Below are 14,496 nucleotides of genomic sequence, written 5' to 3' on the forward strand. Positions count from 1 at the left end.
ATGAGCCGCGGGGTGATGATGGTCGGGTGATACGCCAGGAAAGTGGCCAACTGTGAAGCGTGACGGTCGACAAATCGACTCATGGCGAGTGTCTGCTGTTATAATTACCGATTAGCCGATACCGGTATATCACCGGTTGCAGAGAAGAGGTAATACGCAATGACACAGGGCCCCCTGACAGAGAAAGAGCTTGAATGGCTGGATGATATCTTCATGAAATATGGCGATGAAACTTCAGTGCTGGATGTTTCGGGGCTGGATGGGCTGCTGACGGCAATTCTGTCCGGACCGGTGATGGCTGAACCTGATCAGTGGCTGGTCGCCGTATGGGGCGGGGCAGATAAAGTGCCGCGCTGGCGTTCTGAGCGGGAAATGGAGCGCTTTATGACGCTGACTTTCCAGCATATGGACGATATTGACCAGCGTCTGACCGAATATCAGGATCAGTTTGAACCATTGTTTGGGGTCAGAGAGATGGAAGGTCAGGAGTTCACCATTGTTGAAGAATGGTGTTTTGGCTATATGCGTGGCGTTGCACTTGGCCGCTGGCCTGAACTGCCGGAAAGCCTGCAACCTGCCTTTGAAGCGATTGCTTTGCATGGTAAAGAAGAGAACTTCGACCGGCTGGAAACCCTGACCCCCGAAGAGTATGACGCCGCGATTGAGATTATCACACCGTCAGCACTGGCTCTGTATAACTACTGGCTGGCGTTACGTACAGACCACCCGCCGCAAGTCGTCAGTCAGCCCTTTATTGCTGAAGTTACCGCCGGACGTAATGATCCTTGTCCGTGTGGCAGTGGTAAGAAATTTAAACAATGCTGCCTGCATTGATCCATACCACTGACTGATTGCTGCGGGTGTTTGTTTAATTACTGACTGCCCGGCGGATATCCCCCTGACAGCCACCGTTCCCTGAAATAACAGGGGCGGTGGCTGTTGTATTTTTGTCTTTGCCATCAGGCGATCAAATCCCGGCAAATGATCACTGGCTGGTCTGTTGATTGCTCTGCACTTTCCCCGTCGATCTGTTATTCATTTATGCTGTTACTGCGTCTGTTGTCAGCTCATAAACACATCGTCCGCAGGGCGGTGACCGGTATATTGGTAATGTCACTATCCGATAAAACATTTTTCAGAGATCAGGAGAACACATGATGTCAGCGTATTTTTTTTCGGTGTCTGCACAGTCAGTTACTTTTTATCATCCGCAGGATACGGTGCTGTCAGTGCTAAAAGGCGGTTATCAGCAGGCGGGAGATGGCCTGTTTTCTGCCGGGCAGGCAGATGCGCTGGCTGTGGAGACGCTGATTTACAGGACAGAAGAAATCCTTGAATCACAGGGGAAAATACTGCCGGGCAACCTCCATGCCATTAGCAGCGATATGCTGCTGCACCGCGTTTGTCAGCGCTGGCTGGCGGGCAGCGATGATATTACGCCACAGGCAATAGAGTCGGCATTTAATCAGCTGACAGATCGGCTGTCTTACGGGCCATTCCCCCTGACTGAACCGGAGATTGCTGAGTTTTGCTATTTTGTGTTTCTGCGGGAAATGGCCCACCATCTGGGTATCGTCCGGATCCGTTATCAGCCCTGAAGATCTCCGCCGGAGAAATTTTTTACAGGGATACGGATGACGGTAGCCAGCAGGTAAGGGATTATGTAATATGACGTCCAGACATCCAGATGGATATCTGTTTAGAAGGATATATGCCCGCCGGGACAATGGCGGGGGTCAGGCAGGACAGACAAAGCAGCAGTTACAGAAATTAAAATAATCAGCCTGTTCACAGGCGGGCATTTCGGGGCACAACATGAAAAAGATAGCACTCTCTTTACTGGCACTGAGTTTACTGGGCAGTACACCGGTTTTCGCGGATGTCATGGCACCTTTACCGGCAGCACTGGCAAACCACCATGGTCCGGTGCGTATTGCTGTGATCCGTAACCTGGGATCTGACGATAACACGACCCAGTTTCTGGCCGGTGCAATTAAGCAGGCCAGAAAACTGGGCTTCAAAGTGAATACTTTCCTGAGTAATGGTGACGATGCCCGTTTCCAGGACTTTGTGAATCAGGCAATTATCCAGAAATATGACGGCATTATTCTCTCCCAGGGACGTGCACCCTATTCAGACGATCTGGTAAAACGTATTACCGATGCAGGGATTGCGGTGTCGGTGTTTGATACTGCCGTACCGGACAATATTCCGGCAGTGACCGTTACCCGCCAGGATGATGCTTCACTGACGGATATGTCTTTCGGGCAACTGGTAAAAGATTTTCACGGGAAAGCAAATATTGTGAAACTGTGGGTTGCCGGGTTCCCGCCGATGGACCGTCGTGAGAAAGAGTACCAGCAGCTACTGAAAAAGAACCCGGGGATCACACAGCTGGAATCTCTGGGGGCAGTGTCTACCGATGTGCAGGGTGATACCGCGAATAAAGTCGGTGCTATCCTGGCGAAATACCCGAAAGGTAAAATTGACGCTATCTGGGGGTCATGGGATGCCTTCAGTCAGGGAGCTTATAAAGCATTACAGGAAAATGGCCGGACAGAGATCAAACTGTATAGCATCGATATTTCTAACCAGGATTTACAGATGATGCACAGTAAAAACAGTCCGTGGCAGATGACGGCAGCGGTTGATCCGCAGCTGATTGGCGCGACTAACGTGCGGCTGGTTGCCCTGAAAATAGCCGGAGAACCCACCCCGGCCACTTATGAATTTAAGGCCGATGCCGTATCTCAGGCGTTGCTGAACCAGCAGAGCGGTGATGTGAATATGGCCAGCCTGCCAAAAATTATCCCCGGCTGGGGCACCACCAATGATTTCGTTGCACCATGGTTCGCTACCCTCGAAGCGAAAGCGAAATAAGGCAGAGATAATGAGCGCATTACCGCAACCGGAATACAGCCGCAATATGCGGCTGATCGGTCACAGTGATCAGGGAGGGCGTCCTGACGGGGTTCAGCTGATGGTGCATCGCGGTTTTGCGTATATCGGACATATGGTCTCGGGAGGATTTTCGGTGGTGGATGTCCGGGATCCCCGGCAGCCGAAAACCGTTAATTATGTAGCAGCACCGCCGGGTACCTGGAATATACATCTACAGACCCATGATGATCTGTTGCTGGTGATCAACGCCCGTGACCTGTTTGCGGATACCCGTTTCGCCGATGAGAAAGTGTATTACACTCGTCAGGTCGGAGATACGGTCAGCGATATTGAACAGCATGGCTGGAGTGCCGGATTACGTGTTTTCGATATTTCTGTGCCGCAACAGCCCCGTGAAATCAGCTTTTTGCCTCTGAACGGGATCGGTATTCACCGTATCTGGTATATCGGCGGACGCTGGGCCTATGTATCGGCACTGATTGACGGTTTTACCGATTATATTTTCCTGACCATTGACCTGGCGGATCCGCGCAAGCCGGTAGTCGCCGGAAAATGGTGGTTGCCGGGTATGAATCAGCAGGCCGGGGAAGTGCCTGACTGGCCGGAAGGTAAACGCTATGCCCTTCACCATGCGATTATCAGCGGGGATACGGCCTATGGTAGCTGGCGTGACGGAGGCCTGACCATCCTTGATATTAAGGATCGCAGTGCTCCGAAGCTGCTCAGCCACCGTAACTGGAGCCCGCCGTTTGGCGGCGGTACCCATACGGCGTTACCCCTGCCGGAGCGGAATTTGCTGGTGGTTCTGGATGAAGCCGTGCTGGATAAACAGCAGGATGGTGAAAAGTTTATCTGGTTGTTCGATATCCGTGACCCGTCCAATCCGGTGAATATTTCTACCTTTCCGCAGCCCGGCGAAGCCGATTATATTGCTAAAGGGGCACATTTTGGCCCGCATAATTTGCATGAAAACCGGCCGGGCAGTTTTATCAGTTCAACGCTGATTTTTGCCACCTATCAGAATGCCGGCGTCCGGGCCTATGACATCAGTGATCCTTACCGTCCGGAAGAGACCGCAGCCCTGGTTCCGGCCGCACCGCAAAAAATGATGGATACCCGGCCGGGAAGGCCGAAAGTCATCCAGTCCTGTGATGTGTTTGTTGATGCTCAGGGGATCATTTACAGCACTGACTACAATGCCGGATTATCGATTATTGAATACTCTGGCTAAGGGGAGCGGCGGCAGGTACTGGCGGTATCCGCATCCGGCTAACGAATTGCACCACAGACCTTTATGCTAGTATAAGGTCTGTCGCTGCTGCATTCTGCGGCAGCCAGAGTGAGTGAATGGAAACAGTATGATTACCTTACACCATCTGAATGATTCCCGTTCTTTCCGCGTCCACTGGTTATTGCTGGAAGCAAAGATCCCCCATCAGGTTATTTATTATCAGCGTGATGCTGTGACGCAGCTGGCCCCGGAATCTCTTAAGAAAGTACACCCGCTGGGCAAATCCCCGGTGATTGAGCTTGACGGGCAGATTATCAGCGAGTCAGGCGCGATTATCGAGTTACTGATCGAACGTTTTGCCCCTGGCCTGCGTCCGCCGGCCGGCAGCCCGCAGTATGCCGAATACTATGAGTGGATCCATTTTGCGGAAAGCTCGGCAATGGTCCCGGTACTGTTACGTCTGTTTAATAGTTTCGAAACGGCTGCCGGAACCGAACTGCGCTGGACAGAGAATTACGCGAATAATGAATTTAATAAAGTGTTCAGTTATGTAAATCAGCAACTGAGTGGCCGCCGTTATATTACCGGTGAGCAGCTGACGGGCGCTGATTTTATGATTGGCTGGGTGCTGCTGTTACTGCACAAACGGGGAATGATCGACGGCCTGTATCCGGCGATTGATACTTATCTGCAGACATTATCGGCGTTACCTTCCCTGCAGCAGGCGCTGGCGCTGGATGCCGGACCTGTTGGCGGATAACTGCTTACTTGCCGGTGTGCCGGTGTGCCGGTGGCAGCCGGCACGATATTTCAGCGCAGTTTTGCCACTTTTGTTATCAGTTTTTCCCTTGCCAGATCCAGAGCTTGCGGGTTGGTGTGCCGTGATAGTGTGTCACGTGTTTTTTTACCCAGAAAATAATGGATCCTTTCGCTGTTGGCCCCGGAAGGATGGGGTAAGCCGGTCAGGATTTTCGCCGGATCAATCTGTTGCTGCTGAACCAGCCATTCAACCCCGGCGCTAGCCACCGGGCCTAAAGGGACAAAAACCGCATCAGGCAACTGGCGGGCTTCGGCTGCAAACCCGCGTTCGATACTGTGCTGCAGTAAAGGGGAGTGACGGAAAGAGGGCGTGTTATTGTAATTTTTACCATCGATAAATACCGGCTGATTAAACAGGGAAGTGAAGTGCACTAAAGATAGGTGATCGCTGAATAATGAGCTGCAGGACGTGATACCCAGCCAGCCAGATAAGCCAATCGCGTCCAGTAACTGCGTCAGATTATTACGGATCGCACCACTGAAGGCTCCTTGCTGTTTGGCAAGATATAATGCCTGCTGATCAGTCGCTCCGTTTTTCAGCGCCTGGTGTGCGGCTGTTACCGCATGCAGCCACTGCTGATAGCCGGGGGTAATGCCCACCAGCACGAGACGTGCAGCAGGGTTAAGGTAGTCGAACGGAATATAGTATTCGGTCAGCCTGCCTTCACGGCTGAGTAAAAAGTTATCAGGTAACTGGCGTGCAGGCGACGGGGTAAAGTCCATTATTGCCTGCCGGAAGGTGCTGAACATCATTGGTGATTATCCTGAAGCTGATATCCGGAAACAGCGGGCAGGATAACACAGTGACTGAGAGGAGGGGCTGGTGCGGCTCCGCACCGCGGGGATACGGAACCGCTATTTGCGGTGTGTTTATGCTGTCAGTCTGGCCAGTGCACGGGAGAAAAAGGCCTCATCACCAAAATTACCTGATTTTAAGGCCAGTCCGAGGGTTATTTGTCCCTGTTTTACCCGTAATGCCGGGACGCCGGTACTGAGTTCGGCACCGATAACCAGACTTTCAATGCCCAGGCCACTGACAATCGCCCCGGATGTTTCTCCGCCGCCGACTACCAGACGCCGTACACCGGCCCCGACCAGCTGTACCGCCAGAGCCGCGAAAAATTGTTCAATCGCCTGAGACACTTTTTCGCGGCCATAATACTGCTGTAACGCCGTAACCTGCGCCGGATCTCCTGAAGTATAAATCAGGGGATATTTTTGCTGATTATCATCGACGAATTTCAGCAGTTCTGCGGTGTCGGTGTCGCCGCGGATAATTTGCTCAACATCCAGAGGCAGTACGGCATATTGCTGCCGGTGGTAGTCAATCTGGCGTAATGTGGTGCGTGAACAACTGCCTGCCAGAATCACACCTTTACCGCTCACACTGAACTGCGGAGCAATTTCGCCTGCCGTTTCACCACGACGAATAAAATTATGCGGCAGGCCGCGGGCAATAGCCGATGCTCCGGTCAGCAGCGGTGCATCGGCACAGGCCCCGGCAATCTGCAGTAAGTCCTGATCAGTGATCGCATCCACCACCACCAGACCGATCTGCTGCTCAGCCAGTCGCTTTAATTGGCGGCTGATTTCATCGCTGCCTTGTTGTACCTGTTGCCAGCTGATATATCCCTGTGGATGCTGCGACTGTCTCGCCAGTACACGACGAATATCCGCATCGGTCATCGGGGTCAGGGGGTGGTTTTCCATCCCTGATTCATTCAGCAACTGATCATTGACAAACAAGTGTCCCTGATAGAGCGTACGTTTCATTGCCGGAAATGAAGGACATACCACCACGCCGCCGGTACCGAGTTTACGGGCCAGGGCCTCGGCCACCGGGCCAATATTGCCCTGAGGGGTGGAATCAAAGGTGGAACAATATTTAAATACAATTTGCCGGCATCCGCTGGCCAGCAGCCAGTCGCAGGCCTGTAATGACAGGGCGATAGCTTCGCTGGCAGGCAGTGAACGGCTTTTCAACGCAATAACCCCGGCACCGATCTGTGGATCTGCCGCCTGCTCAGGCACCCCGATATATAATGCTGTGCGCAGGCCACCTTCTTCCGGCAGCCCTGTTGTCAGGGTGACGCCAATGTCGCTGGCGCCGGTGAAATCATCTGCTATTACTCCAATCAACATAAGGCGCTCCGTTTGTCCCGCGTGAGCCGGACTCTGTGGTTAACGTGGCGGCTGTTGCCACCGAAACTGGCGCAGGAGGCTATCTGATGGCTAAAACCCGGCAGGCCGGTTACCGTTTTCGCGGAAGTAGCCCCCGGACAGGCTGGCAGCCGGTGGTCGTTTCAGCCTGCAGATCTGTCTGCGATATAGTGATTAATTCTGGCTTTGCAGACCGAACTTTTCATATCTGGCGGCGGCGTCTGGTGAAGTGACTATCTCTGTCAGTGCTGCGGCCTGTTGCTGATGTTCAGAGTGAAAGCTCCGGGCAATAGAAAACGAGGTACTTTTTTGCAGATCAGCGGGCAGGTCGCCGGTGATCTCTACGCCCGGCACCGCCAGCAGTTCGCTGACTTGCTGGATAGCAAGATCCGCATCACCGCTGAGAAGTTTTTCTGCGGTAAAACCCTCCGCGATCGGGCAGGCTTTAGCGTCAATTTCCTGTTCGATCCCCAGCATCTGTAGTACGGTTTTAAAATGTATACCGCTGGCTCCGCCGGTGGAATAGCAGAGTGAGCGCGCGGCACGAAGTGTTTTTATCAGTTGTTCACGGTCAGAGACATCAACGTGAGGCGCGCCTTTTCTGACGGCAAACCCGATGCGGGAAACCACTAATGGTCTGCGGGTTGCCGGATCAGCAATTCCCTGAGCAATCAGCTGCTCCATGGCCGGATCGGTCACGATCACCAGGTCACAGAGCTGGCCGTTTGCGATATTTTCCATTAATACGCTGGTCGGGTTCCAGTGGATGCAGAGGTCGCCAAACCGGCGGCGATAACCTTCCAGTAATCCGTCGTCAAACGGAGAGCGAACAACCAGTGCACTGTACAGTGTCAAAGGAGATAACCTTGTCATTTTATTTACCTGCGCCTGTGTGTTCCGGCAATAAGCGGTGAATTACCAGTGACATGCAAATTTTTCGGTCAGTTCCTGAATTGCCTGCGGTGGCAGAGGATCGGCCTGGCGTCGGGTGGCGACCCATAGCCGGGCTGTTTCCTCTAATTCTTCCAGGATATCGCAGGCCTGAGAAACACTGTTCCCCCAGATCACCGGGCCGAGTCTTGCCAGCATAACCCCTTTCACTGTTGCAGCCAGCCCGGCCACGATTGTCGCCACTTCCGGTGAGCCGGGATACCGGTAGTCAATCAACGGTATTTTTCCGACTTTCATCACCTGATAGGGGGTGATGGGCGGCAGGATCGCTTCCGCAGACCAGACGCCCTGCAGTGTCAGTAATACCAGTGCGTTTGAGTGGGTATGCAGTACGCTGCGGGTAGCAGGATTATGCTGATATACACCTTTATGTAATAACAGGGTCTTGGAAGGTTTGTTACCCGTCAGCCATTCTCCGTCGGAGCTGACTTTGGCAATATCGGCCGGGTCCAGAGTGCCCAGACAGGCATCGGTCGGTGTAATTAACCAGCCATCATCAAAGCATGCACTGATATTACCGGAAGAGCCGACCGTATAACCCCGGCTAAATAATCGTTCACCGGTGAGACATATTTCTTCGCGTAGTTTATTTTCGTCTTTCATAACTTCTTTTATCCCGGAATATATCGATAAAGGTGATTTTCGGTGAGCGGATATCCAGCAGACTTTGTTTACATTCACCGGAAACCGAATCCGTAATAATTTCATCCAGAGCCGTTAGGGGACAGACAGTGTAAAAACCGTACTTTCCATATTTACTGCTGTCAGAGACGAGGATATTTTTATTTGAGACAGAAATAACGGTCTGTTTTACTACGGCTTTCTCTTCATAGGGCGTCGATATACCGTGGGTCAGATCCCATGAACTGGCGCTGAGAAAGGCCAGGTCAATATTCAGTGTTTTAATAAAGCTGGCAGCGCTGAAACCGACACAGGAAAGGTTACGTTTATCGACTCTGCCGCCGACATGGTAGAGGTCTGTGGCCGGATTCGACATCAGCAGCTGGCTGATCGAAAAGTCATTAGTGACGACAGTCAGACGAAAATCAGGCGGAATACAGCAGGCAATTTCGAAAGTGGTCGTCCCTGCATCGAGGTAAATAATACTGCCCTCAGAAATCCGAGTGACTGAACATTTACCCAGCTCTTTTTTGAGCCGGTGATTCAGACAGGACTTGTCCTGATAAGGCAGTTCCTGATGCAGTAAGACACTGAGGCGAATTCCCCCGTTAACCCGCCGGACTTTCCCTTCCTGTTCCATCAGTTGTACATCACGGCGGATAGTCATATGGGAGACATTCAGCAGTGATGCCAGCTCCTCATAGAGTGCGATCTGATTTTCATGGGCATAACGATAGATAAAATCCCGGCGTTCATTCGCAGTTAATCCCATCGCCATGATTCGCTACTCTCTGGTTATTTTTTATGTCATGGAAATAGTTTACGGATAACAATTTCACAATAAAAGTTGCTGAATCACAAAAATGAAAAACAGGTTATGACGACAATTTAAATATAATATTATGAATATAAATGTATTTTTTATTTTTATGATGGATTTTATTTTTCACATAATATTGTGAAATTTTTACTGGCGAGCAGGTGAAGCAGAACGGGTTATATAGCCGTCAGGGCGGAAGAGGCCCTGTCCCGGACGCCGGACAGGGCCCCGCAGGTCAGAAACTCACCCCTGTCCGTAGTAAGCATGTTTACCATGTTTACGCTTGAAGTGTTTATCCTGCAGATAGGGGGGGATAACTTCAGGTTGTGGCTTCAGCTGACAACTGAGCCATGCCAGTCTGGCAACTTCTTCAAGGACGACTGCATTATGTACCGCTTCTGCAGCATCCGATCCCCAGCAAAAAGGACCATGCTGGGCAACGATAACTGCCGGTACCTGCATCGGCGGACGATCCTGCAGGGTATGGATGATCACTTCACCCGTATTACGTTCATAGTCATGGCTGACTTCTTCTGCTTTCAACTGACGGGTACAGGGAATTTCACCATAAAAATAATCTGCGTGGGTGGTACCTAATACCGGCACCGGACGCATCGCCTGTGCCCATGCAGTGGCGTAGGTTGAATGGGTATGGACAATCCCCCCCAGTTCCGGGTATTGCCGGTAGAGCGCCAGATGAGTTGCTGTGTCTGAAGACGGGCGCAAAGGACCATGATAATAGCCGTCGGGCTCAACCACCACCATATCTTCCGGACGCAGTTTTTCATAGGCAACTCCGCTGGGTTTTATCACCATCAGACCACTTTGCCGGTCGATGGCACTGACATTGCCCCAACTGAAGGTCACCAGTTGATGGGCCGGCAGTTGCAGATTGGCTTCACAGACTTGTTGCTTTAATTGTGTCAGCATCGGTTTATCCTCCGGCCGGCAAGCCCGCCAGGCGCATTTTTTCCAGTACCTGGCAGCGGGCGGCAGACACCTGCTGGCGCGGGTTTTCTCCGCTGCCGCTCCACATTTCGATCAGATAGGGGCCGCGATAACCATTAGTGTGCAGGGTGCGAAAGCATTGTTCGAAATCCACGATACCCTGGCCGAACGGAACGTTTTTAAATTCCCCGCGGCGGGTGTCTTTCACATGTACACCCACAATGTGGCCAGTCGCAGCCGTCAGCTCCAGCTCGACATCATTATCCCAGGCCGATAAATTGCCGATATCAGGGTATAGCTGGAACCAGGGGTTATTCAAATAATGGCTATAACCGAGGGCTTTGCTGACCGAGTTCATCAGACCGGTATCCATAATTTCCATCGCCAGGGTAACCTGTGCTCTGCTGGCCATTTCCATCGCCAGTGACAGACCGTCACGGAATCGCTGACGGGTACAGGCATTACTTTGCTGGTAGTACTCATCGTAGCCGGCCAGCTGGATAACCCGTATTCCGGTATCCTGTGCCAGCCGGATGGCTTGCTGCATAATCTGTAGTGCCTGACGCCGGATGCTGTCGTCTTCGCTGCCCAGAGGAAAACGCCGGTGGGCGCTGAGACAGAGGGAAGAGACACGGATACCGCTGGTCAGTACCGCCTCTGTCAGTGCCAGGCGCTGCTTATCACTCCAGTGGAGGCGGGCCAGTCGCTGGTCAGTTTCATCTATCGACATTTCGACAAAATCAAATCCCAGTTCTGCGGCAAGTCCGAGGCGTTGTGGCCAGTTTTCATCGGGCGGCAGGGCTTTTTCGTAAATACCGAGCAGCACTTTTTCTGACGGTGACATACTGGCTCCTTAGCCCCAGAGCTGATGAATTTGCTGCCGGAACCGCCGGGCAGCGGCGACAGGATCACTGGCATCACGGATACTGCGTCCGGCAATAAATGCATGGATCGGCAGATGCCTGAACAGGGGCAGGTCGTCAGCCTCCAGTCCGCCTGTGATGGTGAGTTTAAAGCCCATATCACAGAGTTGTTGCAGGATAGCCAGGTCCTGATCGCTCCAGTTTACGCCTGCTGCCTGAGCATCACGACTGCGGTGGTATACCAGCTGGCGGATACCGGCATCGTACCAGCCAGAGGCCTGAGATATTTGCCAGCTGCCGGTGAGTTCTATCTGGACATCACCGTTATACTGTTGTGCCACCTGCAGAGCACCTTTCACCGTATTGATATCAGCGCAGCAAATGACAGTGATCCAGTCTGCACTGGCCTGAAAACACATTTCTGAGAGTATTTTTCCGGCATCGGCAATTTTGGCATCGGCCAGCACGATATGGCCGGGATAGAGTGCTTTTATTTCCCGCACTGCACGTACACCTTCACTGACACATAAAATGGTACCAATTTCGATAATATCGACTTCACTGGCAATCAGACGGGTGGTAGCAAATGCCTGATCGAGGGTTAAATTATCCAGTGCGATTTGCAGCAGAGGTCGCTGACATTCCATGGCCGGCACTCCTTATTGTTCGCGGGTCACTGAGGTTTGATGGATCAGATCAAGTACCTGCTGCGGGTGGCGGCAGTCACGTAAACGCTGAAAATTATCAGGATCGTCGAATAGCTGTACGACCTGAAGTATTCCGACCTGCTGGTGAGTATGGGCATCAACGGCCGCCAGGGTGATCAGGATATCGATCGGATCGTTATCCTCGTCGCCAAAGCAGACCGGGTTTTTCAGGGTGACTAAGGCAAACCCGGTCCGTAATACACCCTCCTCGGGACGGGCATGGGGCATTGCCAGGCCGGGAGCAAGCAGGAAATAGGGGCCGTACTTACTGACCGCCGAGAGGATCGCCGGAAAATATTCCGATCCGACCACCCCTGCATCCACCAGCAGATCGGTGCCGATCCTGATGGCCTGTTGCCAGTCTTCGGCTTCGGCCTGCAGGCGGATGCTGTTATTATCCCGCAGAGAATCACTTAGCTTCATCAGCAGTTGCTCCTGAGAGGTCGCCAGGAAAGTGCTGACGAATAACAGCCATCAGTTTGGGGCCGAAATCTTCAGCAGACAGCATATTTCGTACCTCGATAACATGTTTATTACCGCTGACACTGATTTCACCGGCAATATGTGTAGAGGCAAGAATAATATCTGCCTGACTGAGCTCTGATTTATATTCACCGACAGCACAGCTGTTTACGCTATGGTCTACCTGCTGAAGCGTGAGAAACTGATCAACTTTCATCTTCATGATCATTGAGCTTCCCTGTCCGCAACCGCACACTGCCAGAATTCTTACTGTCATATAAGTGTTCTCCTGTGGTGAGGGTACTGATGGCTATCGGCCTGCGGCACGTTCTTCAGCACGCAGGCTTCGGCCGGCAAAGTACATATATAAGGCAGCGATAATCAGTACCACGCCCATAAACCAGAGCCCGGAGCTTAATCCCTGCATTAACGGTGGCGCCAGAATTGACCAGTCTGCCATGCCCATCCAGGCATCCAGTCCGGTCAGTTTTATCGCCCAGACACAACCAAAGATTTCTATCATTCCCATCACCAGGCAAATTTTAAGTGCCGCCCGCCAGCCCCCATAGTGATTAGCAAATACGCCGATTGTGGCATTTGAAAAGAACATCGGAATAAACCCGGGGATAATCATGATAGGAGACTGCAGCAGCACCAGAATACCGACGGCAATCAGCTGGCCGATGGTGCCCCACATAAAACCCCATACCACTGCGTTAGGCGCAAAGCTGTAGATAGCAGCACAATCGATGGCTAACACCGCCCCCGGAATCAGGCGCTGTGAGATACCGTTAAAGGCTTCAGTGAGCTCGGCGACAAACATGCGCACGCCCTGCACAATGATAAAAATCGCGACGGCAAACATCAGCCCGGTCTGCAGGATATAAAGGGTCCAGTGGGTGCTGCCCGCCATAGCCTGCAGGGTGGTTAAGCCGAAAGAGAGCAGGATCGCGCCAAAAAACAGTGTCATCACAATGGCGGTTGACACTATGTTGTCATGGAAAATATTCAGCCAGCCGGGCAGAGAAAGCTTCTCGACACTGTCCTGTTTTTTACCCAGGCAGGGGGCCAGTTTGCAGGCAATCCATGAGGCAAACTGCTGCTGGTGGCCAATGGAAAATCCGCTATTGTCGGTCACGGACTGGGTCGGGAGGTACATCATATTGGCGGTGATCCCCCAGTAGAGGGAAGTCAGTACCGCACTACAGATAACGGTGGTCCACATGCTGTAACCGGACAGATAAAAGAATACGGCAATCAATCCGACCTGCTGGAACATAATATGTCCTGACAGCATGATAGTTCTGATACCCGTCAGCCGTTTCAGTAGTACATATAAAATATTGAGCGCCAGCGCCAGTAAAACCGCATAACCGACCCAGCTGTAGGCGGTATCCATTCGGTCTATTACTGTCATCATTGATGCATAGGTGTCTGATATTGCACCGTTAATCTGATAGACCTCTGACAGTTTACTGACAACCGGCTTAAAGGTACTGGTCAGAATGCCTGAGCCCGCCTGCAATAACATAAAACCGATAATTGTTTTCAGTGTACCTTTAATGATTACCGTGGCGCTTTTACGCAGCAGTAAATAGCCCAGTAAGGTGACCAGGCCCAGCAGTAGTGGCGGATTGGTCATCACCTGGTTAAAAAAAACAGTGAACAGGGTATAAAGCGTTTCCATACGGATCTCCAAAGCATTGCTTACAGAGCGCGAATACTGACGGGCAAACCGTGCCGATACGGTTGCCTGAGTTTTATTATCCCGAACGGCTTACTCAGGGAGCCTTCACCATAACAATCATAAAACGTCACAAAAAGATTGATTTTGATTATTTGTGATCCTCTTCACTGGATATTATTTAATTATATGAATGCACTGTATATTGTTGTTTTTTCGGCTGCATTTATTTAAAAGTTATTGTTATATATGCAGTTAATTTCAGCGTAACGGAGAGTATAAAAAGCGATTTTTTCATATTGAGAAGACAGATGAACGGTGGTAATTTG

At 51.7% G+C, this 14,496-nt stretch carries 16 protein-coding genes; 5 read left to right on the forward strand and 11 right to left on the reverse strand.

All coding sequences use genetic code 11. The annotated features are described in order from the left end of the window. Positions 1–159 precede the first annotated feature (159 nt). The 5 genes from JK216_RS12250 to JK216_RS12270 all read left to right on the forward strand — a co-directional run bounded on the left by JK216_RS12250 (position 160) and on the right by JK216_RS12270 (position 4,892). Positions 160–834, forward strand: a complete 675-nt coding sequence (locus JK216_RS12250; protein WP_212708570.1) for a YecA family protein — start codon at positions 160–162, stop codon at positions 832–834. A gap of 320 nt (positions 835–1,154) precedes the next feature. Further along, complete coding sequence (locus JK216_RS12255) at positions 1,155–1,598, forward strand: hypothetical protein (RefSeq protein WP_212708569.1); 444 nt, start codon at positions 1,155–1,157, stop codon at positions 1,596–1,598. A gap of 217 nt (positions 1,599–1,815) precedes the next feature. Next, on the forward strand, positions 1,816–2,880 hold the full coding sequence (locus tag JK216_RS12260; RefSeq protein ID WP_212710948.1) for a sugar ABC transporter substrate-binding protein: 1,065 nt from the start codon (positions 1,816–1,818) through the stop codon (positions 2,878–2,880). A 10-nt stretch (positions 2,881–2,890) separates the two neighbouring features. Continuing rightward, positions 2,891–4,132: an LVIVD repeat-containing protein gene (locus JK216_RS12265; RefSeq protein WP_212711733.1), complete on the forward strand. Its 1,242-nt coding sequence runs from the start codon at positions 2,891–2,893 to the stop codon at positions 4,130–4,132. Between the two features lie 127 nt (positions 4,133–4,259). Beyond that, the gene (locus JK216_RS12270) at positions 4,260–4,892 is read left to right on the forward strand and encodes a glutathione S-transferase family protein (RefSeq protein ID WP_212708566.1); all 633 of its coding nucleotides are present in this window, start codon (positions 4,260–4,262) and stop codon (positions 4,890–4,892) included. Positions 4,893–4,942: 50 nt separating this feature from the next. On the opposite strand, the gene JK216_RS12275 is transcribed toward JK216_RS12270, so the two are convergent. The 11 genes from JK216_RS12275 to ulaA all read right to left on the reverse strand — a co-directional run bounded on the left by JK216_RS12275 (position 4,943) and on the right by ulaA (position 14,170). Next, positions 4,943–5,704, reverse strand: a complete 762-nt coding sequence (locus JK216_RS12275; protein WP_212711734.1) for a hypothetical protein — start codon at positions 5,702–5,704, stop codon at positions 4,943–4,945. A gap of 117 nt (positions 5,705–5,821) precedes the next feature. Further along, a complete protein-coding gene (gene otnK / locus JK216_RS12280) occupies positions 5,822–7,093 on the reverse strand; it encodes a 3-oxo-tetronate kinase (RefSeq protein ID WP_212711735.1) in 1,272 nt (423 codons plus the stop codon). A 192-nt stretch (positions 7,094–7,285) separates the two neighbouring features. Further along, positions 7,286–7,984: a substrate-binding domain-containing protein gene (locus tag JK216_RS12285; RefSeq protein WP_212711736.1), complete on the reverse strand. Its 699-nt coding sequence runs from the start codon at positions 7,982–7,984 to the stop codon at positions 7,286–7,288. A 42-nt stretch (positions 7,985–8,026) separates the two neighbouring features. Beyond that, positions 8,027–8,665, reverse strand: coding sequence for an aldolase (locus JK216_RS12290; protein ID WP_212711737.1), 639 nt, complete (start codon positions 8,663–8,665; stop codon positions 8,027–8,029). Further along, complete coding sequence (locus tag JK216_RS12295) at positions 8,649–9,461, reverse strand: DeoR/GlpR family DNA-binding transcription regulator (RefSeq protein ID WP_249213117.1); 813 nt, start codon at positions 9,459–9,461, stop codon at positions 8,649–8,651. The genes JK216_RS12290 and JK216_RS12295 overlap by 17 nt, the downstream gene beginning before the upstream one ends. A gap of 285 nt (positions 9,462–9,746) precedes the next feature. After that, on the reverse strand, positions 9,747–10,430 hold the full coding sequence (locus tag JK216_RS12300) for an L-ribulose-5-phosphate 4-epimerase (protein ID WP_212710953.1): 684 nt from the start codon (positions 10,428–10,430) through the stop codon (positions 9,747–9,749). A gap of 7 nt (positions 10,431–10,437) precedes the next feature. Then, positions 10,438–11,295: an L-ribulose-5-phosphate 3-epimerase gene (locus JK216_RS12305; RefSeq protein ID WP_212711738.1), complete on the reverse strand. Its 858-nt coding sequence runs from the start codon at positions 11,293–11,295 to the stop codon at positions 10,438–10,440. 9 nt (positions 11,296–11,304) lie between these two features. Then, positions 11,305–11,961, reverse strand: a complete 657-nt coding sequence (locus tag JK216_RS12310; RefSeq protein WP_212711739.1) for a 3-keto-L-gulonate-6-phosphate decarboxylase UlaD — start codon at positions 11,959–11,961, stop codon at positions 11,305–11,307. 12 nt (positions 11,962–11,973) lie between these two features. Beyond that, positions 11,974–12,444, reverse strand: a complete 471-nt coding sequence (ulaC, locus tag JK216_RS12315; RefSeq protein WP_212711740.1) for a PTS ascorbate transporter subunit IIA — start codon at positions 12,442–12,444, stop codon at positions 11,974–11,976. Further along, positions 12,431–12,760, reverse strand: a complete 330-nt coding sequence (gene ulaB / locus JK216_RS12320) for a PTS ascorbate transporter subunit IIB (RefSeq protein ID WP_212711741.1) — start codon at positions 12,758–12,760, stop codon at positions 12,431–12,433. Before ulaB ends, ulaC begins: the two co-directional genes overlap by 14 nt. Positions 12,761–12,793: 33 nt before the next feature. Then, positions 12,794–14,170 carry a PTS ascorbate transporter subunit IIC gene (gene ulaA, locus JK216_RS12325; protein ID WP_212711742.1) on the reverse strand — a complete coding sequence of 459 codons (1,377 nt, stop codon included), beginning with the start codon at positions 14,168–14,170 and terminating at the stop codon, positions 12,794–12,796. Positions 14,171–14,496 lie beyond the last annotated feature (326 nt).

The sequence above is a fragment of the Tatumella sp. JGM94 genome, assembly GCF_018257595.1.
GTDB lineage: Bacteria > Pseudomonadota > Gammaproteobacteria > Enterobacterales > Enterobacteriaceae > Tatumella > Tatumella punctata.

Bases quoted from the DNA above. Each gene is read 5' to 3' on its own strand.
- JK216_RS12285 (WP_212711736.1), bottom strand. From the start codon at position 7,984: ATGACAAGGTTATCTCCTTTGACACTGTACAGTGCACTGGTTGTTCGC.
- JK216_RS12250 (WP_212708570.1), top strand. From the start codon at position 160: ATGACACAGGGCCCCCTGACAGAGAAAGAGCTTGAATGGCTGGATGAT.
- ulaC (WP_212711740.1), bottom strand. From the start codon at position 12,444: ATGAAGCTAAGTGATTCTCTGCGGGATAATAACAGCATCCGCCTGCAG.
- JK216_RS12260 (WP_212710948.1), top strand. From the start codon at position 1,816: ATGAAAAAGATAGCACTCTCTTTACTGGCACTGAGTTTACTGGGCAGT.
- JK216_RS12305 (WP_212711738.1), bottom strand. From the start codon at position 11,295: ATGTCACCGTCAGAAAAAGTGCTGCTCGGTATTTACGAAAAAGCCCTG.
- JK216_RS12265 (WP_212711733.1), top strand. From the start codon at position 2,891: ATGAGCGCATTACCGCAACCGGAATACAGCCGCAATATGCGGCTGATC.
- ulaA (WP_212711742.1), bottom strand. From the start codon at position 14,170: ATGGAAACGCTTTATACCCTGTTCACTGTTTTTTTTAACCAGGTGATG.
- ulaB (WP_212711741.1), bottom strand. From the start codon at position 12,760: ATGACAGTAAGAATTCTGGCAGTGTGCGGTTGCGGACAGGGAAGCTCA.
- JK216_RS12275 (WP_212711734.1), bottom strand. From the start codon at position 5,704: ATGATGTTCAGCACCTTCCGGCAGGCAATAATGGACTTTACCCCGTCG.
- otnK (WP_212711735.1), bottom strand. From the start codon at position 7,093: ATGTTGATTGGAGTAATAGCAGATGATTTCACCGGCGCCAGCGACATT.
- JK216_RS12270 (WP_212708566.1), top strand. From the start codon at position 4,260: ATGATTACCTTACACCATCTGAATGATTCCCGTTCTTTCCGCGTCCAC.
- JK216_RS12255 (WP_212708569.1), top strand. From the start codon at position 1,155: ATGATGTCAGCGTATTTTTTTTCGGTGTCTGCACAGTCAGTTACTTTT.
- JK216_RS12290 (WP_212711737.1), bottom strand. From the start codon at position 8,665: ATGAAAGACGAAAATAAACTACGCGAAGAAATATGTCTCACCGGTGAA.
- JK216_RS12310 (WP_212711739.1), bottom strand. From the start codon at position 11,961: ATGGAATGTCAGCGACCTCTGCTGCAAATCGCACTGGATAATTTAACC.
- JK216_RS12295 (WP_249213117.1), bottom strand. From the start codon at position 9,461: ATGGCGATGGGATTAACTGCGAATGAACGCCGGGATTTTATCTATCGT.